This is a genomic window from Herbaspirillum lusitanum, from assembly GCF_046025995.1.
Lineage (GTDB): Bacteria > Pseudomonadota > Gammaproteobacteria > Burkholderiales > Burkholderiaceae_D > Herbaspirillum > Herbaspirillum lusitanum_A.
The window spans coordinates 38,324-62,082 of record NZ_JAQQFM010000008.1 but is presented as its reverse complement, the minus strand read 5'-3'; the positions used below and the strand labels follow the sequence as shown (position 1 = coordinate 62,082).

General features: G+C 60.3%; 21 protein-coding genes. 14 read left to right on the top strand and 7 right to left on the bottom strand.

What is annotated here, in order from left to right; translation table 11 throughout:
• Positions 1 to 104: 104 nt before the first annotated feature.
• Together maiA and PQR62_RS18275 are read left to right on the top strand one after the other, a co-directional pair.
• Positions 105 to 752, top strand: a complete 648-nt coding sequence (maiA, locus tag PQR62_RS18280; RefSeq protein WP_408159442.1) for a maleylacetoacetate isomerase — start codon at positions 105 to 107, stop codon at positions 750 to 752.
• A gap of 403 nt (positions 753 to 1,155) precedes the next feature.
• The gene (locus tag PQR62_RS18275) at positions 1,156 to 1,302 is read left to right on the top strand and encodes a hypothetical protein (RefSeq protein WP_408159441.1); all 147 of its coding nucleotides are present in this window, start codon (positions 1,156 to 1,158) and stop codon (positions 1,300 to 1,302) included.
• 103 nt (positions 1,303 to 1,405) lie between these two features.
• On the opposite strand, the gene PQR62_RS18270 is transcribed toward PQR62_RS18275, so the two are convergent.
• Together PQR62_RS18270 and PQR62_RS18265 are read right to left on the bottom strand one after the other, a co-directional pair.
• Complete coding sequence (locus PQR62_RS18270; protein ID WP_408159440.1) at positions 1,406 to 1,555, bottom strand: hypothetical protein; 150 nt, start codon at positions 1,553 to 1,555, stop codon at positions 1,406 to 1,408.
• An 89-nt stretch (positions 1,556 to 1,644) separates the two neighbouring features.
• The gene (locus tag PQR62_RS18265; protein WP_408159439.1) at positions 1,645 to 2,112 is read right to left on the bottom strand and encodes a MaoC family dehydratase; all 468 of its coding nucleotides are present in this window, start codon (positions 2,110 to 2,112) and stop codon (positions 1,645 to 1,647) included.
• Positions 2,113 to 2,211: 99 nt separating this feature from the next.
• Between PQR62_RS18265 and PQR62_RS18260 the strand changes: the two genes are divergently transcribed.
• Complete coding sequence (locus PQR62_RS18260; RefSeq protein WP_408159438.1) at positions 2,212 to 2,889, top strand: winged helix-turn-helix transcriptional regulator; 678 nt, start codon at positions 2,212 to 2,214, stop codon at positions 2,887 to 2,889.
• Positions 2,890 to 3,004: 115 nt separating this feature from the next.
• Here PQR62_RS18260 and PQR62_RS18255 read toward each other — a convergent pair whose 3' ends face one another.
• The 4 genes from PQR62_RS18255 to PQR62_RS18240 are packed head-to-tail and all read right to left on the bottom strand — an operon-like array spanning position 3,005 to position 9,553.
• On the bottom strand, positions 3,005 to 3,640 hold the full coding sequence (locus tag PQR62_RS18255; RefSeq protein ID WP_408159437.1) for a TetR family transcriptional regulator: 636 nt from the start codon (positions 3,638 to 3,640) through the stop codon (positions 3,005 to 3,007).
• Positions 3,640 to 5,139, bottom strand: a complete 1,500-nt coding sequence (gene adeC, locus PQR62_RS18250) for an AdeC/AdeK/OprM family multidrug efflux complex outer membrane factor (RefSeq protein ID WP_408159436.1) — start codon at positions 5,137 to 5,139, stop codon at positions 3,640 to 3,642. Before adeC ends, PQR62_RS18255 begins: the two co-directional genes overlap by 1 nt.
• A gap of 10 nt (positions 5,140 to 5,149) precedes the next feature.
• Positions 5,150 to 8,308 (bottom strand): efflux RND transporter permease subunit, encoded by a 3,159-nt coding sequence (locus PQR62_RS18245; RefSeq protein ID WP_408159435.1) that lies wholly within the window; start codon positions 8,306 to 8,308, stop codon positions 5,150 to 5,152.
• Positions 8,309 to 8,326: 18 nt separating this feature from the next.
• Entirely contained in the window at positions 8,327 to 9,553 is a 1,227-nt protein-coding gene (locus tag PQR62_RS18240) for an efflux RND transporter periplasmic adaptor subunit (protein ID WP_408159434.1), read from the bottom strand.
• A gap of 107 nt (positions 9,554 to 9,660) precedes the next feature.
• Here PQR62_RS18240 and PQR62_RS18235 point away from each other — a divergent pair, with 107 nt between their 5' ends.
• Positions 9,661 to 10,329, top strand: a complete 669-nt coding sequence (locus tag PQR62_RS18235; protein ID WP_408159433.1) for a TetR/AcrR family transcriptional regulator C-terminal domain-containing protein — start codon at positions 9,661 to 9,663, stop codon at positions 10,327 to 10,329.
• 235 nt (positions 10,330 to 10,564) lie between these two features.
• Here PQR62_RS18235 and PQR62_RS18230 read toward each other — a convergent pair whose 3' ends face one another.
• Positions 10,565 to 11,491, bottom strand: a complete 927-nt coding sequence (locus tag PQR62_RS18230) for a LysR family transcriptional regulator (RefSeq protein ID WP_408159432.1) — start codon at positions 11,489 to 11,491, stop codon at positions 10,565 to 10,567.
• Between the two features lie 113 nt (positions 11,492 to 11,604).
• Between PQR62_RS18230 and PQR62_RS18225 the strand changes: the two genes are divergently transcribed.
• From PQR62_RS18225 to PQR62_RS18180, 10 genes are all read left to right on the top strand, one after another.
• A complete protein-coding gene (locus PQR62_RS18225) occupies positions 11,605 to 12,894 on the top strand; it encodes an MFS transporter (RefSeq protein ID WP_408159431.1) in 1,290 nt (429 codons plus the stop codon).
• Between the two features lie 185 nt (positions 12,895 to 13,079).
• Positions 13,080 to 15,200, top strand: a complete 2,121-nt coding sequence (locus tag PQR62_RS18220) for an acetate--CoA ligase family protein (RefSeq protein WP_408159430.1) — start codon at positions 13,080 to 13,082, stop codon at positions 15,198 to 15,200.
• Entirely contained in the window at positions 15,200 to 16,078 is an 879-nt protein-coding gene (locus PQR62_RS18215; RefSeq protein WP_408159429.1) for a MaoC family dehydratase, read from the top strand. Before PQR62_RS18220 ends, PQR62_RS18215 begins: the two co-directional genes overlap by 1 nt.
• A 22-nt stretch (positions 16,079 to 16,100) precedes the next feature.
• Positions 16,101 to 16,850, top strand: coding sequence for an SDR family oxidoreductase (locus PQR62_RS18210; protein WP_408159428.1), 750 nt, complete (start codon positions 16,101 to 16,103; stop codon positions 16,848 to 16,850).
• A gap of 38 nt (positions 16,851 to 16,888) precedes the next feature.
• A complete protein-coding gene (locus PQR62_RS18205; protein ID WP_408159427.1) occupies positions 16,889 to 17,740 on the top strand; it encodes an HTD2 family dehydratase in 852 nt (283 codons plus the stop codon).
• On the top strand, positions 17,737 to 18,621 hold the full coding sequence (locus tag PQR62_RS18200; RefSeq protein ID WP_408159426.1) for an HpcH/HpaI aldolase/citrate lyase family protein: 885 nt from the start codon (positions 17,737 to 17,739) through the stop codon (positions 18,619 to 18,621). The genes PQR62_RS18205 and PQR62_RS18200 overlap by 4 nt, the downstream gene beginning before the upstream one ends.
• 10 nt (positions 18,622 to 18,631) lie before the next feature.
• A complete protein-coding gene (locus PQR62_RS18195; RefSeq protein ID WP_408159425.1) occupies positions 18,632 to 19,417 on the top strand; it encodes an enoyl-CoA hydratase/isomerase family protein in 786 nt (261 codons plus the stop codon).
• Positions 19,418 to 19,439: 22 nt separating this feature from the next.
• Positions 19,440 to 20,636, top strand: coding sequence for an acetyl-CoA C-acetyltransferase (locus tag PQR62_RS18190; RefSeq protein WP_408159424.1), 1,197 nt, complete (start codon positions 19,440 to 19,442; stop codon positions 20,634 to 20,636).
• Between the two features lie 79 nt (positions 20,637 to 20,715).
• Entirely contained in the window at positions 20,716 to 21,936 is a 1,221-nt protein-coding gene (locus tag PQR62_RS18185; protein WP_408159423.1) for a CoA transferase, read from the top strand.
• 180 nt (positions 21,937 to 22,116) lie between these two features.
• A complete protein-coding gene (locus PQR62_RS18180) occupies positions 22,117 to 23,709 on the top strand; it encodes a methyl-accepting chemotaxis protein (protein ID WP_408159422.1) in 1,593 nt (530 codons plus the stop codon).
• Positions 23,710 to 23,759: the final 50 nt, after the last annotated feature.

The window sequence follows — 23,759 nt, the reverse complement described above, 5'->3', positions numbered from 1 at the left end:
CGCTACAATGTGCGGGCCGCGTGCATTTTTGCCGAGAGATGTTGACTGACGGCGAACGCGGATCATGCAGCGATCCGTCTTCGTCAAAATTTTCAGGAGTCCAGATGACCACGCTTTACGGATACTTCCGCAGTTCGGCTTCTTATCGCGTGCGCATCGCGCTGCATCTGAAGAAGCTGCCGTTCGACACCGTGCCGGTGCATCTGCTGAATCAGGGAGGGGAGCAATTCAAGCCCGACTTCAGCGAGATGAATCCGCATTCGCTGGTACCGGTGTTCGAGCACGACAATGCCTATCTGACACAATCGCTGGCGATTCTGGAATATCTGGAAGAACGCTGTCCGATGCCTTCGTTGCTGCCGGGCGATCCTTTGCAGCGCGCACGCATCCGTGAGCTTTCACTGGCGGTGGCGTGCGAGATTCATCCTCTGAACAATCTGCGCGTGCTGCGTTATCTCAAGCACGATCTGAAGGTCGAGGAAGAGGCCAAGAACGCCTGGATTCAGCACTGGATCACGCTCGGTTTTGCGGCGCTGGAGAAACAGATCGGCAGCGATAAGTTGCGTGGTCATTTCTGCGTGGGCGATGCGCCGACCATGGCCGACTGCTGCCTGATTCCGCAGATCTTCAATGCGCGCCGTTTCGACGTGGACATGAGTCCGTATCCGACTCTGGTGGCGATTGAAGAGGCCTGCAACAGCGTGCCGGCGTTTCAGCTGGCGCATCCTTCGGTGCAGCCTGATTCGGCCTGAGTTTCCGGACGCCGGGATGCGTGATGGTGCACAGGCATGCGTTGCCGCAAACGAAGGACGGCCTGCTGGCTCATGCCGTTCAGCTAAGAACTGAACGGCATTTTTTGTAGCATTGATTTGAACCCCGTTCGCCCTGAGTAGCGGCAAAGCCGCGTATCGAAGGGCGAGCAAGCGCGGAGAGGGGCGCCGGCTGCTCGATACGCTCCTGCGGACCTGCTCAGCCCGAACGGCTTGTGTGAAAATTTTGCTTAACTGAACTGCATTACCGCCTGGTGGCGGTTTTTTTACGTCCATCGTTTCAATTGAAACACGAGCGGCGGGGTTTGAAATACGGATTGAATGTGCCGGGATCAAGATGCATCCATACCGAATGCAATACAACCCTCACGCCAAGGAGAACACCATGCGAATTTATTCCCTCTACTTCGCTGCTGCGGTCACCCTTCTGGCCTCATCTTGCGCCGAGGCTGCAAGCCGGGAAGTCTTTCGCAGTGTCAACAATGAATGGTTTTTTCAGCTTCTGAACACCGTTGGCGGCATCGTCCACTGAACAAACACTTAACAGGAGAAACACATGGATTACCTCATTCAACTTGTATGCGAATGCGCTCAATCGGAAGCCCCGGTCATCGTGGCAGGCTGGTTCGTCAGAGTCATTTGAGATCGTTTGAAAGCTTGGCTTGTCCACTTAATTCAGCAGGAGCAGAACGATGCTGCGTAAGCTCTTTGACCCGTTTTACCTCGAGTACATCGACTACCTTGATGGCTTGCTGCCATTCACCGCGCTCTACGGGTAGTTGCATTCACGTCTCTCGGCCGCCTGCGGGCGGCCTTTTTTCGTCGACAGAACCAGGCCGTTTCATTGCGTCAACTTGAGTCTGCCTTGCCGCGCTCAGCTTTGCGGCTTGCGCGGCACCAGCAGATTGCCCACCATCACCAGCACTGCTTCATTGTTCTGGTTATAGGTGGTGACCCGATGTTTGAGAAAACCTTGCTGCGGTTTCGACTGCGAGAATTTCACACCGAGAATCTCCACTTCAAGCCGCAACACATCGCCGGGCCGGGTAGGGCGCGGCCAGCGGAATTCTTCGAAGCCGGCGCCGATCAGTCCGCCGTGAATCGGCAGCGCCTGCAGCAGCAGACGCATGGTCAGCCCGGCCGTCTGCCAGCCGCTGGCGGCCAGTCCGCCAAAGAAGCTCTGTGCGGCGGCCGCCTCATCCAGATGAAACGGTTGCGGGTCGTAACTGGCGGCGAAGGTCTTGATTTCCTCCGCGCTGATGGGTACATCCGTTGCCGCACGGAACATCGCACCCGTTTCGAAATCCTCCAGATACATCGCTGGCGAGGCTTGCGTCATCATGGTCTCCCTGGCAATTTCTGCCTTGAATTAATATATACTGTGAAGCATTGCAGAATGATAGTAACTTAAAATCAGTATTGATTTCGCAGGAGTATTTCCATGGAACGCAAAAGCTTTGGCAACATGCAATGTCCGATTGCGCGCACGCTGGAACGGGTCGGCGAATGGTGGAGCATCCTGATTCTGCGCGATGCCTTTCATGGCCTGACGCGCTTCGATCAGTTTCAGAAGAGTCTCGACATCGCGCCCAACATGCTGACGCGGCGCCTCCATTCATTGGTCGATGCCGGCTTGCTGGAACGCCGCCAGTACACCGACCGTCCGCCGCGTTTCGAATACGTGCTGACCGATCTCGGCCGCGATTTCCGCTTTGTGCTGTTGTCGCTGAATGCCTGGGGCAACAAGCATTTCGCACCGGAAGGCGCGAGCGTCTTGCTGGTCGACAGCGAGACCGGCGCGCCTGCGGATCTGATGCTGGTGGATCGCAACAGCGGCAAGGAAGTGATACCGGGCGCCTTCAAAATCGTGGCCGGACCGCAAGCGGAGGAGGGTGTATTGCGGCGTCTGAGTTTCGCCAGCCGCAAGGCGGCAAATGAAGGCGCGGTCGACTATGACGGCGAACTGGATGAGGATGCCATTGCCGCCATCAGCAAGCCGGCGAAAACCGGCAGCAAAAAAGGCGCGGTGAAATCAGCGGCCAAAGCGGCCGCCAAAACGCTCAAGCTGGCGGAGCCCGACCTCAAGGCCAAGCGCAAGGCCGCGAGCAAACAGGCCTGATTCTTTCTTTTCGCAAACTGTCTTCAAGCCGGCGCGCATCAGAGCGCCGGCTTTTTTATCGCGAGGACGATTCTGCTTGCGCACGAAGCTCATGCAGAACCTCGCTCCGCCAGGCTTAAAGCCGGTAGGTTTCTATCCCGAGTCCATCGCCTGCCAAAGACGCGCCCAAAAGCACCAGGTCCAGCGGAAGGAAGAAGGAAGAACCATAGGGATCCGGCAGACGGCCTGGTTTTTCCGCGAGTACGCCGAGGCCGGTCGCGTGTATGCATTCGGCGACCTGAAGCGGCGTCAGTCCGGGGCGTGAGCCGCCGCGCTGATAGCAGATGTCAATGACCGTCTCAAGACGCTGGACGGAAAGCGCCGTCATGATTTCAAATCGGCCGGCCAGATCGTATGACACATCACCGGTTCCGCCTTGTCTGAGGAGCAGCGTAATCATGCTGTGCTGGCGTACATCCTCGATGCAATTTCTCATCCTCAGCCAAAGCACCTGACGCAGCAGCTGCATTGGATTTTCACACAGCCAGTAGGCGTCCATATTGGTGCCGATGTCGAGCGGCCACGCCAGATCATTGAATACTTCGCGCACCAGCGCAGCCTTGTCCGCAAAATGCCAGTACACCGCGCCGCGAGTGACGTTTGCCCTCGCGGCGACATCCTCCAGGGTGGTGGCGCGTATCCCGCGCTGTGCGAATGCGGTCAACGCAGCATCCCGCAAGGCGGCGCGAGTTCGCTCGGCGCGCGAGTTCATCACCGCCCCATTGCCGCCGTATCCGGCTCCGCCGCAGCGACCGGCGAACCGGTCGTTTCTATCCAGCCGCCGCCCAGAGTCTTGTAGAACGTCACCAGGTTGGTGAAGCGCGACAGCCGGGTGCCAATCAGATTCTGCTGAGCCGTGTAGAGCGAACGCTGGGAGTCGAGCACCGTAAGGTAGCTGTCGACGCCGCGCTTGAAGCGCGCGTCCGACAAGCGGTACGAGGCTGACGTTGCACCGACCAGCGCCTGCTGCGCAGCCAGTTGACGGCCCAGCGTGTTGCGTTGCGCCAGCGCGTCGGATACTTCGCGAAAGGCCGTCTGGATGGCTTTCTCATACTGCGCAACATAGATGTCTCGGTTGGTGGTGGCGATCGTCAGATTGGCGCGGTTGCTGCCGCCATCGAAGATCGGCAAGGAGATCTGCGGCGCAAACGTCCAGTTGCCGGAACCCGCGCCAAACAGCCCGGACAGGCTGGCGCTGGAACTTCCCGCAGAAGCGGTCAGGCTGATGCGCGGATAGAAGGCGGCGCGCGCGGCGCCGATGCTGGCGCTGGCGGACTGCAAGTCGTGCTCCGCTTGCAGGATATCCGGACGCCGCTGCAACAGGTCTGAAGGGAGGCCGGGTGGAATGCTGGCCAGCGGACTGGACGCGGCCGTGGCGTCATCGGGCAGGCCGGCGGGCAGCAGCGCATCCGGCAATTCGGCGCCGACCAGCAGAATCAGTGCATTGCGGTCTTGCGCCACCTGCGAGGTGTAACGCTCTACATCAACGCGTGCGCTCTCGACACTGGTCTGGGCCTGATGCAGCGTCAATGCGGATGCGGCGCCCAGATCAAAGCTGCGCTGATTCAGACGATAAGTGCTGCTCTGACTGACCAGCGTGTCTTGCGCCAGCTTCAGCCTATCCTGGTCGGAAGCAAGGGTCAGGTAAGCGGTCGCCACTTCCGCAACCAGACTGATTTGCGTGCTGCGGCGCGCTTCGGCGGTTGAAAAGAATGATTCCAGCGCCTGTGCGTTCAGGCTGCGTACACGGCCGAAAAGATCCAGTTCATAAGCGCTGAAGCCCAGCGTGGCGCTATAGCTGTGCGCGGTCAGCGCACTGCCGGGAGAGGACAGATCGGCAGGCGTGCGACTGGCGCTTTCGCTGGCTGTCGCGTTCACGCTCGGGAACAGCGCCGCGCGCTGTACGCCGTACTGGGCACGCGCCTTTTCGATGTTGAGGATGGCGACCCTGAGATCACGGTTGTTGGCGAGCGTCAGTTCGATCACGCGCTGCAATGCGGGATCGGTGAACACCTCACGCCAGCCGATATCGGCAACTGCGGAGGTTTTGGCTGACCCTTCTGCATCGCCCGAGAAGCGCGCCGCAACTGGCGAGGCAGGGCGCTCATACGCGGGCATCAGGCTGCATCCGCTGAGCAGCGCGAACAGCAAAACAGGCGTCAGCACGGCACGCTGAGAGCGGGCCAGAGGAGTGGATATAGAACGGGACATGGCTATCACCTCAGGATGCGGCCGGAGCGGCCGTGGAGTTGGTGTCGTTTGCGTGCGCTGCATCTGCCTTGCGGGGGAACAGTCCCATGATCAGCACGAAGAACAGCGGCACGAAAAATATGGCGAGAATGGTGCCGGACAGCATCCCGCCGATCACTGCAGTACCGAGGGCATGCTGTGCGCCGGCACCGGCGCCGCTTCCCAGCACCAGCGGCAACACGCCGAGAATGAAGGCCAGCGAGGTCATGAGAATCGGGCGCAGACGCATGCGTACCGCATCCAGTGTCGCCTCGACCAGCCCCTTGCCTTCTTCATACAGATCCTTGGCGAACTCAACGATCAGAATGGCGTTCTTGCACGCCAGTCCAATGGTGGTGAGCAGACCGACCTGGAAGTAGACGTCATTCATTTTCCAGGTCAGCACCGCGCCGAGCAGCGCGCCGAATACCCCCAGAGGCACCACCAGGATCACCGAGAACGGGACCGCCCAGCTTTCGTACAAGGCCGCCAGCGCCAGGAACACGATCAGGATCGATACCGTGTACAGGATGCCGGTCTGGCCGCTGGACGCCTTTTCCTGGCGCGACAGGCCGGTCCATTCGTAGCCGATGCCCGCCGGCAGTTTGGCGATCGCCGCTTCGACGATGGCCATTGCTTCTCCGCTGGAGGCCGCACCAGGCAATGCCATGCCGAGGATTTCCATGGAGGGTACGCCGTTGTAGCGTTCCAGTCGCGGCGAGCCCGAGGTCCAGCTGCCAGTGGCAAACGAAGTGAAGGGCACCATGGTTCCTGCGCTGTTGCGGACGTACCAGCGGTCAACATCGCTTGGCAACATGCGGTACTGCGCCTCGCCCTGAAGCATGACCTTCTTGACCCGGCCCTTGTCGATGAAGTCGTTGACATAGCTGCTACCCCAGGCGGTGGCGATGGTGTCGTTAATGTCGGACATCGTCACGCCCAGTGCGCCGGCCTTGTGAGGATCAACCGCAAGCCTGAATTCAGGCGTATCTTCCAGACCGTTCGGCCGCACCGCCACCAGACGCTTGTCTTTGGAGAGTTCGCCGAGAAGCTGGTTGCGGGCCTGCATCATGGCCGCGTGGCCGAGGTTGGCTTCGTCCTTGAGCATCAGATCAAAGCCGGTGGCGTTGCCCAGCTCGGACACCGCCGGCGGCGAGAATGCAAACACCTTGGCGTCGCGGATGGTGGCGAAATAAGCGCCTGCCTTGGCTGCGACGTCGGTGACGCTCAAGCCGGGTCCGGTGCGTTCGCTCCAGGGCTTGAGCTTGATGAAGGCGAAGCCCATGTTCTGCCCGCTGCCTGCAAAGCTGAAGCCCGACACCGCAAACACGCCTGCCACTGCATCCTTCTGATCTACCAGAAAGTGATGCTCCACTTGCTGGATCACCGTATCGGTGCGCGCTTTGGTCGCGCCCGCCGGCAACTGCATGATGGCAAACAGGGTGCCCTGATCTTCGTCCGGCAAAAATCCGACCGGCAGTTTCATGAAGCCGAACACGACCAGCGCCAGCACTGCCGCATAAGCGATCATGTAACGCCATCCCTTGCCCAGCATATGGCGCACCACGCCCTGATAGCGATGGTTGCCGCGGTCGAAAGTACGATTGAACCAGCCGAAGAAACCGGTGGTGGCCAGGGTATGGCCCTGTTTCACCGGCTTGAGCATCGTGGCGCACAGCGCAGGCGTGAGCACCAGCGCGACCAGCACCGACAAGGTCATGGCAGACACAATCGTGATGGAGAACTGGCGATAGATCACGCCGGTTGAACCGCTGAAGAACGCCATCGGCACAAATACCGCCGCCAGCACCAGCGCCACGCCGACCAGCGCACCGGTGATCTGGCCCATCGATTTGCGCGTCGCCTCTTTGGGAGACAGGCCTTCCTCGGTCATCACCCGTTCAACGTTTTCCACCACCACAATGGCATCATCGACCAGCAGGCCGATGGCAAGCACCATCGCGAACATCGTCAGGGTGTTGATGGTGAAGCCAAAGACTGCCAGGATGCCGAAGGTGCCCAGCAGCACCACCGGCACGGCGATGGTCGGAATCAGCGTGGCGCGGAAGTTCTGCAAGAACAGATACATCACCAGGAAGACCAGCACCACCGCTTCAATCAGCGTGCGCACCACTTCTTCGATCGAGATGCGGACAAAGGGCGTGGTGTCGTAGGGCTTCTGTACTTTCATGCCGGCCGGAAAAAACTTCTCCAGCTGCGCCACGCGCGCGTCGATGGCCTTCACCGTATCAAGCGCATTGGCGCCGGTCGCCAGTTTGATCGCCAGGCCTGCAGCCGCTTTGCCGTTATAGCGGCCCACCGTGTTGTAGGCCTCGCTGCCCAGCTCGATGCGCGCCACGTCGCGCAGCCGCACCTGGGAACCGTCAGTGAGCGTGCGCAGGACGATCTCTTCGAACTCCTCCGCAGTGCGCAAGCGGGTTTGCGCGCTGATGGTCGCGTTGATCTGCTGGTTGCCGGCTGCCGGCAGGCCGCCGAGCTGGCCCGCCGACACCTGGGCGTTCTGCGCCGTGATGGCATTCTTCACGTCCAGCGGCGTGAGGTTGAAGCTGGCCAGCTTGTCCGGATTGAGCCAGACGCGCATCGCGTATTGGGAACCGAACAGGGTCGTGTCGCCCACGCCCTCGACCCGGCTGATGGCATCCTGCACATTCGCTGCGACGTAGTCCGACAGGTCGGAGCCATTCATGCTGCCGTCTTCAGAAGTGAAGGCCAGCACATTCAGGAAGTTGGTCGCGGATTTGGTCACCGTGACCCCTTGCTGCTGCACTTCTTGCGGCAAGAGCGGGGTCGCCAGCGCCAGCTTGTTCTGGACCTGCACCTGGGCCGTGTCGGGGTTGGTTCCGTTCTCGAACGTGAGCGTGATGGTCACCGAACCGGAGGATTCACTGGTCGACGCCATGTAGCTCAGCCGGTCCAGGCCCTTCATCTTTTGTTCGATGATCTGGGTGACGGTGTCCTCAAGCGTCTTGGCCGATGCGCCCGGATAGTTGGCCGTGATCGCTACAGCAGGCGGCGCAATCGCGGGGTACTGTGCAATGGGCAGGGTGAGTACGGAAATTGCTCCGGCCAGCATCACGATGATGGCCAGAACCCATGCAAAGATGGGGCGATCAATAAAAAAGCGTGCCATGGTGGTCTTTCGCCTGGATCAGTTGGAGGAGGCCGTCTTGGTCGCTGCGGTGGTCGCCGTAGCTGGAGTCGTAGACGGCGTGGCGGATGGCGAGCCGGCCGCCGGGGCGGGCGCCCAGCGCGTGACCTTCACCTTGATGCCGGGCATGGCACGCTGCTGTCCGTCGACCACCAACTGGTCTCCCACCTGCAGGCCGCTGCGCACCAGCCATTGATCGCCGATGGCGCGGTCGGTCTGCAGTGCACGGCGTTCCAGCTTGTAGTCGGCGCCGACCACGTAGGCCTGCGGTTTCCCTGTGCTGTCGCGCGACACGGCTTGCTGCGGCACCAGCAAGCCCTCTTCCTTTACGCCTTCCTGCAGCACCGCGCGTACATACATGCCAGGCAGCAGATCGGCTTTGGGATTGGGGAATATGGCGCGCAGCGTGATCGCACCGGTGTCCTGATTGACCGTCACGTCGGAGAACTCAAGTCGCCCTTCCAGCGGATAGGTGCGGCCGTTTTCCAGAATCAGCCTGACCTTGGCCGCATTGGCGCCGGCCTTTTGCAGATCGCCATTGGCGAGCGACTCTTTGAGGTTCAGCAAGGCGGCGCTCGATTGCGTCACGTCAACGTAGATCGGGTCGAGTTGCTGGATGGTGGTCATGGCGGTGGTCTGGCTGGCCGTGACCAATGCACCGGGGGTGACCGTCGACTTGCCGATTCGTCCCGAAATCGGCGCATCCACTTTGGCGTAGGCCAGATTGATGCGGCTGGTCTCGACATTGGCCCTGGCTGCCGCCACATCCGACTCGCCCTCACCGAGGGCGGCGAGCGCATCGTCATAGTCCTGCTGACTGACGGCATTGATGCTGACCAATTCCTTGTAACGCTCTGTCTTGAGACGAGTGGTCTTCAGGCTGGCCTGGGCTTTCGCCAGCGCGGCGACGCTGCTGTCATAGCTTGCCTTGTAGCTGGCCGGATTGATTTCGTACAGGATCTGGCCGGCCTTGACGTCGCTTCCTTCGCGAAAGCTGCGCGCCTTGATAATCCCGTTGACCTGCGGCCTGACATCGGCAACCAGGTAGGCAACGGTGCGTCCGGGCAGTTCGGTGCTGAGTGTGACCGGCGCCGACTGGACTGTCATTACACCAACGACGGGTGTGCCGGCTTCAGGCGGCGGGCCGCCGGGCGGCTTTCCGCATGCGCTCAGAACAGTGGAAATTGCCAGCACGGTGGCGGGCCAGAGGAATATTGCTTTGCGCATGAACGGTTCTCCGAGGGATGGAAAAAGACTAAAGTCGGTCTATAACAATACTGAACGGTACGGTATTATTAATTGACACAATATCAGAGTCAAGCAATACTGAACACTTGAGTTCAGAAAAGGGGATGTCGGCGATGAGAGTAAAGACAGAAGCAAAGCGCGACGCGATACTGGACGCCGCTTCGCATGTCTTTCTGGAAGCGGGTTTCGAGGGCGCTTCCATGACAGAAATTGCAACCCGGATCGGGGGATCCAAGGGCACGCTGTACGGCTACTTCAGTTCCAAGGAGGAATTGTTCGTCGCCGTCATGCACGAGGCCGCGCGCAAACAGTTCGAACCCGTCTTTGCGGCAATGAACCAGGAAGTGGACAACCTGCCGAAGGCTCTGCAAACCTTCGGTGAGAAATCTCTGGAATTTCTTTGCTCGGATAGATCCATCCAGGCGCGCCGCGCTGTGATCGCGGAATCCGGCAGAACAGATATCGGAAAGCGTTTTTACGAGATGGGCCCGAAGTTCGGCATGCAGAAGATTGCAGAATTTCTCGGCAATCAGATGGACTTGGGAAGATTGCGCAAGTCTGATCCATTGCTTGCCGCGATGCAGCTCATGGCCTTGTTTGAGTGCGAAACCATCATGCCGCTCATGTTTGGCGTCGAAAAAACGCTAAGCAAGGCGCGCATCAGGCTTGCCGTCAGACATGCGCTGAATACCTTTTTCGCTGCGCATGCCACTGAAGCCCTGATGATAGCCAGCAGAAGGAATGTGGAATCTTGAGAGATCGCTGACTGCTGTTAAATTTTTGGCCATGTCGTCTGAGTGAGATACGCATAGGAATTGCCATGGCTCTCAATGATCGTCAGCTGATTCTCGGCGGATCTTTGTTTATCTTAAGTAGCTGCCGGACGAGCCTGTATAAGAAAAAGCGCAAAGACAAGCGCTACCGGAATTAAGAAAATCAATGACTCTTCGATCTGAACATCCGGTTCAGGTCGCAGAAATTTTCCGTGTTTTAAATGGCGCCCGGCGATTTCGGGCGAGGAGCTTTCACCTTCGACAGCTCTCGCGCCAGCTCGCGGAAACGGCGCGAGGTGGCCATCTCAAAGTCCGGGTGATAGGCAATCGCAAGCCCGATGGCGTTGCTTTCCCGGAGCGCGGATATCTTTCTGAATGCAATGCTGCGCGAAGGATGCCGCCTGACAATCGAAGGCACCAGCGCCACGCCCAGTCCGCTTTCCACCATGCAGAGCAAGGTTTCCACCTGCACCGCCTCTTGCGTGACCTTGGGAATGAAACCCGCCTCCTGAAACAGCAGCATGGTGATGGCGTTCAGGCCGGGGATATTGCTTCTTGTGTACTGGATAAACGATTCATCCTTCAGATCGCTCAGCTTCAATTGCGTCTTCTTTGCCAGCGGGTGATTCGCAGGCAAGGCGGCAACGAAATAGTCTTCTTCCACCGTCTCGTACTTCACGACGCTTTTCCACGCCAACGGTACCCGCACGATTCCGAGGTCGAGATCATTGTTCTCGATGGCTTGAACGATCAGGGCATTCTTTTCTTCTTCCAGTGTGATCGTGACGTCGGGATACTGGCTGCGGAATTTTGGCAAGAGACGCGGCAGCAAGGAGTATTTTGCCGAACCCACGAAGCCGATCCTGATGTGGCCGCTCAGTCCCAGCGCGGTGGAACGCGCCACCCGCGCGACTTCTCCTGCGTGGAACAGCGACTTGCGCGCATTTTCCAGCGCCGCCTGTCCCGCATCCGTCAGAAACACCTTGTGCTTGTTGCGGTTGAACAAGGTCACGCCTATCTCTTCTTCCAGTTTTTTGATGGAAACCGAGAGCGGCGGTTGCGACATGAACAGCCGTTGGGCCGCTTCTCGAAAGTTGAGCGTTTCGGCCAAGGTGACGAATTGCTGGAGCTGGCGCAAATCCATGGTGATATTCAATACGTATCAGGAATTAAGAAAATAATACTTCAAATCTGAATCCGCTAATGACACCATCACCAAAAATAAAAAATCGAACAGGCAAAAAACAGGAGACAAAGATGCAAAAGGCAGCAGCTGCAGCTAAATTCGTCGCAAGCGAGAAACCCACCCATGAGCGTTATCTGCTGGCATTGATTCTGATGCTGGTGGTGGTGTTTTCGTACATCGACCGCGTCAACGTATCGATCCTCATCGTGGACAATGCATTCCTCAACGACATGGGCATCGTCGGCCAGTCGCTGCAGAAGGGCATGCTGATGTCGGTGTTCCTGGTGGCGTACAGCTTCGGCAATGTGGTGCTCAGCCCGCTGGGCGATGTACTCGGACCGCGCAAGGGCATGATGCTTTCCATCGTGGTCTGGGGCATCTCGCTGATCATCGGCGGTCTGGCGCCGACCTTCATGCTGATGCTGTTTTCACGCATCCTGCTCGGGCTCGGCGAGGGCATGCACTTTCCCATGCAGAGCAAATTCATCAAGTGCTGGTTCCCGGTTTCCGAGCGCGGCAAGGCCAATGCCGCCTGGAATACCGGTCTGGCCATCGCGCCTGCCATCGCCATGCCCCTGTTCACCTGGCTGATCGCTGTGGCGGGATGGCGCGAGAGCTTTTTCGTGCTGACCGTCATGGGCCTGATTCCCTTGTTCCTGCTCTGGAAATTTACGGCAGACACGCCGCAACAAAGCCATCGCATCAATGCGACCGAATTGGCCCATATTGAAAACGGTCTGAAAAACGATTCCGTTGCGACCGACGATGGCACCGGCTTTTTCAGCAAGTTCAAATCATTCACCGGGAACTACCGCTTCTGGCTGATCGTCGTCTATTACATGGCGCACGCCTCGGTGCTGTGGGGCACCATGTCCTGGGTTCCTTCTTACCTGAAGACTGCGCGCGGTTTTTCCTGGGAGGCGATGGGCATGCTGTCGTCGCTGCCATGGATTCTCGGCGTCGGCACCAAGATTCTTTCCGGCTATCTGTGCGACAAGATGAAACGGCGCGCACCGCTGCTGGTGTTTGCGATGGTCGGCGTGAGCATCGGCATCTACTTCGGCGTCAACATTGAAGACAATCTGACTTCTGCACTGGTGCTCGGCTTCGGGATCGGCTGCATCGGCCTCGGCGGCCCGGCGGCGTGGACGCTGCTGCAAGACATCGTGCCGAGCAAGGGAATTTCCTCCGCCGCCGGCCTGATGAACGGCATGGGCAATGTGTTCTCGTCCATCGCGCCACTGGCGATCGGCTACATCATCAGCCAGACCGGCAGCTATTCCAATGGACTGTATTACATCATCGGCTGCTGCGTGATGGGCGGCATCGCCACCCTGATTTTGACGATCAAGAAAAATTGATGCAGTGATGGCGCCGATCCCGGTGCGCCTTCGATAAAACCGGGAATTCAAACAGTGTCATCCGATATCGCCCTTCGCACGAGAAGGGGGAGGGGACCGCTGCGCCCTGAAAAAAGCCGAGTCCGATGTTGCGGGGTCGCGCAGGCGTCCTGGAAGTATTTACTTTGTCAGTCATGGAAAAAGAAATGAACGATTCGTCAGCCGATATTCTGTGGAATAACTTCGAACGGGCATTCCGACCCCAATCGGTCGCGATCCTCGGGGCCTCCAACGATGCCACCCGGATCTCCGGACGTGCACTGCATTACATGAAGAAGGCCGGATATCAAGGACGCATCTATCCGGTCAATCCGAGCCGCGAAACGGTGCAGGAAATCAAGGCCTATGCCTCGCTGGACGCGGTTCCTGAAGTGCCCGACATGGTGCTGATCTGCATTGCTGCAGAGAAGGTCAAGGACGCGATCAGGGAGTGCGTCGCCAAGGGCGCCGGTGCGGCAGTGATATATGCCTCGGGCTTCGCCGAGACCGGCGAGGCCGGCAAGCAGTTGCAACAGGAAATCCGGGCGCTTGCCGATGCCGGAGGTCTGCGCGTGTTCGGCCCCAATTGTCTGGGCCTTCTGTCTACGCAAAGCGGCTTCATCGGCACCTTCAGCAGCGCCTTCGACGACGGTTTTGTCAGCAACGGCAATGTGGCGGTGGTCAGCCAGAGCGGCGCCTATGGCGGCCACCTCGCCTATCTCTGCCGCGAGCGCAATGTCGGCATCGGTTATTGGGTGTCGACCGGCAACGAACTCAATACCGATGTCGCCGACTGCATCAAATGGCTGGCCTGTCAGGATGACGTGTCGGTGATCATGGCCTTTGCCGAGGGCATCCGCGATGGCGACAAGTTCATCGATGCGTTGCGCACCGCGCATGAGCAGCGCAAGGCGGTGATCTTCGGCAAGGTCGGCGGATCGGAGGCCGGCTCGGTCGCGGCGACATCGCACACCGCTTCCCTGGCTGGTTCGGACGAAGTGTATGACGCCGTATTTCGGCAGTACGGCGTCTATCGCGCGCGTACGACGGAAGAGCACGTCGATCTGGCCTACGCCTGCAGCCGCGGTGTCTATCCGCTGGACCGGCGCCTCGGCATCATCACCGTTTCAGGCGGCTTCGGCATTCAGCTGTGCGATGCGGCCGACCGCTACGGGCTGGAAGTCCCGCCCCTGCCGCCAGCGTCGCAAGAAAAACTCAAGACCATCAATCCCTTCGGCGGCGCCGGCAATCCCTGCGACACCACCGCCGGTGTGCTCAACGACATGAGCATTATCAGCAAGACCTTCCGCGTGATGTATGAAGAGGGCGGCTACGGCAGCGTCATCGGTTCATTCACCATGCTGCCGGCTTCGCCCACCTATGGCGCACGCATGTGCGATGCCATCCAGGCCGGCACCGTCGACTACAAGGATCGCCCGACGCTGCTGTGCATGGCGGCCGGCAAGGAAGTCATCCGTTCTTATGAAGAAGCCGGTTTCCTGGTCTATTCGGATTCGGATCGCGCGGCATTGGCGGTCTCTGCGCTGGCCTATCTGAAAGATGGCTTTGACAAAGAAATCAATGTTCCCGACATTGATCTTGCTCTGCGCCGCGACATAGGCGCTCAAATGTTGTCGGAAGCCGCCGCCCAGCGCCTGCTGGCGGGAGCCGGATTGCCATTCCTGCCATCCGGGGTGGTGTGCAGCGCCGAGGCCGCCGTCACGGCGGCAGAAAGCCACGGGTATCCGGTGGTGATGAAGATCGTCTCGCCGGACATCCTGCACAAGACCGAAATCGGCGGCGTGATTCTGAACGTCGACAGCGCCGATGCATGCCGCTCTGCCTATCAGACCTTGATCGAACGCGCCGGCACCAAAGCGCCGCACGCGCACATTGAAGGCGTACTGGTGACGCCGATGGCGCCCAAGGGCATCGAAACCATCATGGGCGTCAATCGCGACCCGGTGTTTGGTCCGGTGGTGATGTTCGGTCTGGGAGGCATCTTCACCGAACTGTTCGAAGACGTGAGCTTCCGCATCGCACCCTTCGACGAAAGCGAAGCACGACGCATGATTGAAGAAACCAGAGCTTACGGTCTGCTCAAGGGTTTCCGTGGCAAACCGGCGGCAGATATCGATGCCCTGGCCAGGACTCTGGCGCAATTGTCCCAGTTCGCCGCCGCCAATGCCGACCAGATCAGCTCCATCGATCTGAACCCGGTGGTGGCGCTGGAAGCCGGGCGTGGCGTGTTCGCTCTGGATGCGGTCATCGTCCCCGGAGAGAAGTGATGGCGATCAGCTACGAGCAGCTGTTGAATCGCCGCTTCGCCCCGCTGGAGCACGCCTATTCCAGACGCGATTCGATGTTGTATGCGCTCGGCATCGGTCTGGGCGCCGATCCGCTCGACCAGGGCCAGCTGGCCTTCGTCTATGAAGAGCAGCAGAAGGTATTTCCGACCATGCCGGTGATTCTGGGCTATCCGGGTTTCTGGGCGCGTGAAGCCGATACCGGCATCGACTGGCGCAAGCTGGTGCACGCGGAGCAGGCTTTCGAACTGCATGCGCCGCTCAAGCCGGAAGGCCGCGTCATCGGCAGCAACAGAGTGTCTGCGCTGTATGACAAAGGGCCGGAAAAGGGCGCCTTGCTATGCCAGGAACGTCTGGTCACCGACGCCGATAGCGGCGAACTGATCGCCACCGTGCACCAGGTTTCCATGCTGCGCGGCGACGGCGGTTTTGGCGGCCCGGCAGGATCGCCGCCGCCGCCGCATCAGATGCCCGAGCGTAGCGCCGACGTCATCTGCGATTTGCCGACCCTGCCGCAGGCCGCGCTTCTGTATCGCCTCAGCGGCGATTTCAACCCCTTGCATGCCGACCCCGAAGTCGCTGTCGGTGCCGGCTTTGCGCGCCCCATCCTGCACGGTCTGTGCACCATGGGCGTGGCCTGCCACGCCGCCTTGCGCGGCATCCTGCAGTACCGCGCCGAACGCATTCGCGGCATGCGCGTGCGCTTTAGCGGCGTGGTGCTGCCGGGCGACACCATCCGCACCGAGCTGTGGATGGATGGCGATGTCATTTCATTTCGCGCCACGGCGCTGGAGCGCAAGGTTCTGGTGCTGAGCGCCGGAAAGATCACGCTCGCCGGCAACGAGGCCGCAACACACTGAATTTTTATCTGGGAGAAGCAATATGGATTTAGGACTGAAAGACAAAGTCGCGATCGTCACCGGTTCGGCTCGCGGCCTGGGTGCCGCAACTGCCCGGCGCCTGGCGCTGGAGGGCATGCGCGTGGTGATCACCGACATCTCGGCAGAAGCCGCTCAGGCGACCTCCGCCAGGCTCAATGAAGAAGGTCTGAACACCATCTGCATTCCCGCCGACATCACCCAATCGGCCGAGGTCAGGAAGCTGGTGGAAGGCACGATTGCGGCATTCGGCGGCATGCACGTGCTCGTCAACAACGCCGGTTTCCCGCGCGACAATTATCTGGCGAAGATGAGCGAGGAAGACTGGGATCTGGTCATCGAGGTCGCGCTCAAGGGGACCTTCCTGACCTGCAAGGCCGTCATGCCTTACCTGATCGAGCAAAAGTGGGGCCGCATCATCAACATTTCCTCGCGCGCCTATTTCGGCAATCCGGGGCAAGCCAACTATTCGGCCGCCAAGGCCGGCGTGCTGGGCCTCACCCGCGCACTGAGCCTGGAGGACGGCCGCTTCAACATCACCGTCAATGCCGTTGCGCCCGGCTTCATGGAAACCGAAGCCATCAAGTCCTTGCCCAGCTATGAGCTGATCAAGGAGCGCGCCATCAAGGCCACCCCGATTCCACGGGCGGGCCAGCCGGACGACATTGCCAATGCGGTCGCCTTTCTGGCCTCCGAATGCGCCAGCTTCATTACCGGCGAGACCTTGCACGTCACCGGCGGACGCTACGGCTGAACCATGCAGACGGCAAACGATTTTCAGCGGGACGCAAAATGAACGTCGAGCATCTCAAATCCTGGGTGGGACGCACCGAGAGCACGCTAGACCTGCCGACGCCGGCGTCATTAAAAGGACTGGCAGCGACACTGGATCATGCCGAGCCGCCATGGCCGGCCCGGACAGTGCCGCCTTTGGGGCACTGGCTCTATTTTCTGCCGCAGGCGGTACAAAGCGATATCGCAGAGGACGGCCATCCGCAGCGCGGCGGTTTTCTTCCGCCGGTTCCTTTGCCGCGACGCATGTGGGCAGGCAGCCGCATCAGTTTTCATGCGCCGCTCAGAACTGCTGAAGCGATGGAACGCACATCGCGTATCTCGGCGGTGGAGCATCGCTCCGGGAAATCCGGCGAACTGGTATTTGTCACGGTCGAGCATGAAATCTTTCAACAAGGACATTGCGCGCTGAGCGAAAGCCAGGACATCGTCTACCGCGAGGCGCCGGCGCCCGGCCAGACGACGCTTGCGCACCCGTCTGCGCGCCATGCAGAGCAAGTCAGTGCCGACTGGCGCCGCAGCATCCTGCCTGATCCGGTCATGCTGTTTCGCTTTTCTGCGCTGACCTTCAACGGCCATCGCATTCACTATGACCGCCCGTACGCGACCGAGGTCGAACAGTATCCGGGTCTGGTGGTGCATGGGCCGCTGACCGCGACTTTGCTGATGGATCTTTTCCTGCGCAACAATCCGGGAGCCGATGTGGCCTCCTGCGTGATCCGCGGACAGCAGCCGCTGTTCGACACCGGCGCATTTCAACTGTGTGGCGCTCACACCGAGGATGGCGCCGATCTGCGGGCGCTCACCCAAAGCGGACAGACGGCGATGTCGGTCAAGGTGGTGACGCGATGAACAATCCTCTTGCGGCCGCCGCATCGTGGCGTTCATTGCTGTTCATTCCGGCCGACAATCCGCGCCTCATCGGGAAAGCGCATACGCGCGGCGCCGACGCGCTGATTCTGGATCTGGAAGATGCTGTCCCGCTCGCCGCCAAGCCTGCTGCACGTGCGCAATTGCCGGGCGTGATCGCTCAACTGCATGCGCGCGGCGCCTCGCTGCTGGTGCGCATCAATCAGGAGCCGGACAGCGTCGATGCCGATCTGCAGGCGGCCATCCGGCCCGGCGTTGCCGCCATCGTGGTGCCCAAGCTTGAAGACGCAGAAACGCTCGCCGCGCTGGCGCAGCAGATCGAGAATCTGGAACGGCAGCGCGAGATTCCGCCTGGCAGTATCGGCTTGCTGGCGCTGATTGAATCGCCCGCCGCACTGTTTCGGCTGCCGGCCATTTGCGCAGCGCCTCGTCTGCTGGGAATCGCGCTCGGCAGCGAAGATTTTTCCAGATCACTGGGCACTGCGCCATCGCCGCAATCGCTGACGCTGCCTTGCCAGTGGCTGGCCCTGGCCGCCGCCGCCGCAGGCATTCGCGCCTTCGGCTTGCCGGACTCGCTGGCCAATTTCCAGAATCTCGACGGTTACCGGGCGACCGCGCGCAATGCACAAGCCATGGGATTGCGCGGTGCCTTGTGCATCCACCCGGCGCAGGTGGCCATTATCAATGAAGTGTTTTCCCCTTCGGAACAGGACGTCGCCTGGGCCCGCTCGGTGCTCGCTGCCTGGGAGCACGCTCGCGAAACCGGACAGGGCGCCCTTGCGCTGAACGGCGCAATGATCGACAAGCCTGTGGTCGAGCGCGCGCTGGCCATTCTTGAACTTACCGCCGTAACCAAGGATTGAGAGAAACACTATGAGCACGGATTTCGTCTTGTGCAGCATCAGCGCAGGCATTGCCACCCTGACGCTGAATAATCCTCCGATGAATGTCGTGACGCTGGGCCTGACCCAGGCATTGGGTCAGGCTCTGGTGCAGCTTGAGGCAGACGACGCAGTGCGCGCGGTCGTATTGACCGGCGCCGGCAGCCGCGCCTTTTGCGCCGGCTCCGACGTCAGCGAATTTGCCGACATGATGGCGCCCGGACAGATCGTGCCGAAGAAGCTGCAGAGACAAAACGAAGTCTTTGTCCAGCTTGACCGTTTTCCCAAGCCCACCATTGCCGCCATCAACGGCCTCGCTTACGGCGGCGGTCTGGAAATCGCGCTGTGCTGCGACCTGATCGTGGTGGAAGAGCGCAGCCGCCTGGCGCTGCCGGAAATCAAACTCGGCGTGTTCCCCAGCAGCGGCGGCACGTTTCGCACCGCCCGCCGCATCGGCGAAGGACGCGCCAAGGAATTGATCTTCCTCGGCGAGCCGGTCGATGCCAGGACCGCACTCGACTGGGGTTTGGTCAACCGTGTCGCTGCCGACGGCGAGAGTCTGGCGGTAGCGCAAGGTCTGGCCAGAACGCTGGTGCAGCGTCCGCGGATGGCGCTGCGTCTGGCCAAGTCGGTGATCGATCTCGCGTTTGAGGTCAGCGAAGAAGAGGCGCTGAAGGCCTCTTTTATCGCCAGCGACCAGGCCTTCAGTTCAGCCGAAAGCAAGGAGGGCGTGCGTGCCTTCTTCGCCAAGGAAAGTCCCGATTTCAGCAAGATCTGATTCCACTATTTCAGGAGTACTCATGCGACGCGCAGCGATTGTTTCCCCTTTGCGAACCGCCATCGGCGCCTTTGGCGGCAGCCTGCAGAAGGTGGCGACCGAAGACCTCGGCGCCGCCGTGATCAAGGCCGTGCTGGCCAAGACCAGGCTGGATCCGGAGTTGATTGAAGACGTGGTGTTCGCCCAGTCTTTTCCGAATGGCGAAACCCCGTGTACCGGCCGTTATCTGGCCCTGCACGCCGGTCTGCCCTTGCATTCGGGCGGCATGCAACTGGATCGCCGTTGCGGCAGCGGTCTGCAGGCGGTGATTTCGGCGGCCATGATGGTGCAGACCGGTGCCGCCGATGTGGTGCTGGCCGGCGGCATAGAAAGCATGAGCAATGTCGAGTACTACACCACCAGCATGCGCTGGGGCAGCAAGGCCGGTTCCGTGAAGTTTCACGACCGGCTGGAGCGGGGGCGGGAGCGCGCGCAACCTGAACATCGTTTTGGCTTCATTTCAGGCATGCCTGAAACCGCAGAGACCCTGGCGCGCGAATACGGCATCAGCCGTGAAGAGTCGGATGTCTACGCCTTGCGCAGTCATCAGCGTGCGGCGGCAGCATGGGATTCGGGGCGCTTTGCGCAGGAGGTGGTGCCGGTGCTGATTCCGCAGCGCAAGGGCGATGCGCTGGTCTTTGACCGCGACGAAGGCATACGCGGCAATACCACGCTGGAAGCATTGTCGCAGTTGCGTCCTATCATCAAGGGCGGCACCGTCACGCCGGGCAACTGCTGTCAGCAGAACGACGCCGCCGCTGCCTGCCTGATCGTGGCGGAAGACAAACTGGACGAACTGGGTCTGGAACCGATGGCCTATCTGTCCGGCTGGGCGGTGGCCGGATGCGACCCGGCACGGATGGGAATCGGGCCGGTGCCGGCGATTGAAAAGCTGCTGAGGCGCACCGGCCTGTCGCTCAGCGACATGGGACTGGTGGAGATCAACGAAGCCTTCGCGTGCCAGGTGCTGGCGGTATTGAAAGGCCTGAACTGGAACGATCAGGACATTCTCAACGTGAACGGCTCCGGCATTTCACTCGGCCATCCGGTGGGTGCAACGGGCGTCAGGATCATGACTTCGCTGTTGCATGAAATGTCGCGCCGTCAGGTGCGCTATGGCCTGGAAACCATGTGCATAGGCGGCGGGCAGGGACTGGCTGCCGTATTCGAACGCGCATAAACGAACGCTTGCCAAAGCGTGCACGTTCGCAAGCTTGCACGGCCGTACCGATTCATTCGCTAACGTATCAAGGGTAGTCATGAACGCTCCTCTCCAGGGACTTCGCATTGTTGAAATCTCGGCCTTCGTTGCCGCGCCGCTGGCGGCGATGACGCTGGCTCAGCTTGGCGCTGAGGTCATCCGCATCGATCCTGTCGGCGGCAACATCGATATCAATCGCTGGCCGCTGGCGCCCAATGGCAACAGCATCTACTGGGCCAGCCTGAACAAGGCCAAGAAATCCGTGACGCTGGCGCTCGATACGCCGGAGGGGCAGGCACTGGCCAGATCCATCATCTGCGACCCGGCGCCGAACGGCGGCATCGTGCTCACCAATTTGCCGCCGCGCGGCTGGATGAGCTATGCACAGCTTGCCGAACACCGGCCCGACCTGATCATGATGCGCCTCACCGGCAATCATGACGGATCGGCGGCGGTGGACTACACCGTCAATTGCGCCAGCGGCTTCCCCATCGCGACGGGTGATTCACCGGCGCCGGTGAATCACGTCTTGCCGGCCTGGGATGTCGGCGCCGGCTTGTATCTCGCCTTGGGCATTCTCGCAGCGGAAAGAGTGCGCCGGCTGGAGGGGAGAGGGCAGGAGATCACTCTGGCCTTGTCGGATGTCATGCTGGCGACGGTCGGCAATCTGGGCTACATCGGCGACGTGATGATCAACGGCACGTCGCGCGAGCCGATCGGCAACCATCTCTATGGCGCCTTCGGTCGCGATTTCGCTACTGCAGACGGGCGCCGCGTCATGCTGGCCGCGATTTCAAATCGGCAGTGGCGCGCCATCGGCAAAGCCACCGGCTTGAGCGAAAAGCTGGCGATGATAGGTGCGCTCATGGAGGTCGATCTTGACAGCGAGGGCGGACTGTTTCAGGCCCGTGACGCCATTTGCGCGGTGCTGGCGCCGTGGTTTGAGCGACGCAATCTGGAGCAGGTCAGGGCTTCGCTCGACGGCAGCGGCGTGCTGTGGGGCGTGTATCAGGATTTCAGGCAACTGGTCGAAGAGGATGCCCGATGCTCGCTCGCCAATCCTATCTTCGGTGAAATCGAGCAGGAGGGAATCGGCCGCCTGCTTGCGCCCAGAGGTCCGCTCTCGTTTTCTGCCAGCGCGACGCCGCCGGTCTGCCAGGCGCCGGTGATCGGCAAGGACACCGAGCACACGTTGCGGCAGATCCTGAAGTTGACGGATGAGGAAATCGGGCAGCTGATTGCGAACAAGGTGATCGAAGAGACGATGACGAAAGTGTAAGTATTGGGCCTGCGGGCCCGATTTTATTTTCAGTCCGGGCTTTAGACCGCCCTGTGGCGGTCGTTAACCAGGAAGCGTCCATAGAAGCGCAGGTATTCACACCACATAAAAAAGCTGCATTAGAAAACAGCGATATCAACAATAACTGCAGATGCCGTGACGGCATCTCGGAGGCAGAAAATGAAGAACCTGACCGTGCGTTCAAGTCTTATCGGGGTATTGCTGTCGTTTGCCGTGATGCTGGTCATCGGCGCCATGGCGGGTCTTTTCACTCTGGGCCGCGCGAATGATTCGCAGCAGCTCTCCAGTCAGATATCCTCGCAGACCGTGTTGATCAATGATGCGTACAAGAACGCGATGCGCATCCGCGTGGTGTTGCTCGCTGCGTATGCCGCGCTCAAGGAAAAGAATGATGAGACGGCACGAGACAAGATTCTGGCGCGAGGACAGCCGTTCCTGGAGCGCTACAAGCAACAGTCGCAAGCCTTCGCCAACGCGCCGCTGTTGCCCGGGCAGGACATGGCATTGAAGCAGGAGCTTCAGGCATCCACCAAGGCCCTCAATGATTCCATGCAGACTTCTTTCGACGCGCTGAAGAAGGGCGATACAGCCGGATTCACCACCAACAACGACGGCCCGGTGACGGTCAATGGAACGGCCTTCTCGGTGAAGCTGGAGAAGTTCCAGGAGCAAGCCAATAGCCTTGCGGAGAAGTTGGCCGCAGAAGGAGCACGCGAGCACAAGCTGGTGAAGATGCTGGTCATTGCCGGGCTCTGCCTGGCATTGGCGCTGGTGCTCGCGACTCACATAGGATTGAAAAAAATCGTTCTGACGCCGCTGAGCGATGCGGTCGATTTGCTGGGCCGGGTTGCTCTGGGCGATCTGAGCGTGCGCATCAGCAAAACGGGAAAGAGCGAGATCGGCCGGCTTTACGCGGCGCTGGCACACATGCAGGAAGGGCTCAGCGGAACGATCTCGCGTGTGCGCAGCGGCTCCGGCACGATTCATGTCGCGGCCAGCGAGATTGCCAGCGGCAATATGGATCTGTCGGCGCGCACCGAAGCACAGGCCAGTTCACTTGAGGAAACGGCCGCCTCCATGGAAGAGCTGACGAGCACCGTGCGGCAGAGTGCGGAGAACGCCAGGCTGGCGAACAATCTGGCGGCATCGGCTTCGAGCGTCGCCGCCAGGGGCGGCGATGTCGTCTCACAAGTGGTGCTTACCATGGAGGCGATCAATGATGCCTCCCGCAAAATCGTGGACATCATCGGCGTGATCGACGGGATTGCATTTCAGACCAATATTCTGGCGCTCAATGCGGCAGTGGAAGCCGCCCGCGCGGGCGAACAGGGGCGCGGTTTTGCGGTTGTGGCGAGCGAGGTCCGCAGTCTGGCGCAACGGTCGGCGACCGCCGCCAAGGAGATCAAAGGCCTCATCGATGACTCGGTCGCAAAGGTCGAAGCCGGCACTGCTCTGGCACAGAGCGCCGGTCAGACCATGGGTGAGGTGGTTGGCAGCGTCAAGCGCGTGACGGACGTGATTCAGGAAATTGCCTCCGCCACTCAAGAGCAAACTTCAGGCATTGAGCAGGTGAACACGGCGGTGGTGGAGATGGACAACGTTACGCAAAGAAATGCCGCCCTGGTTGAAGAAGCCGCAGCGGCGGCCCAGTCCTTGCAGGATCAGGCGAACACCCTGATCGAATTGGTCAGCGTCTTCAAACTCGGGGAAGGAAACCTGCACAGTCTTGGAAAAGGGGAACTCGGAAGTTGAAGAGCGCCTTGTTATTTCTTTGCCCGGAGAATTGATGCTGTCCCACTCAG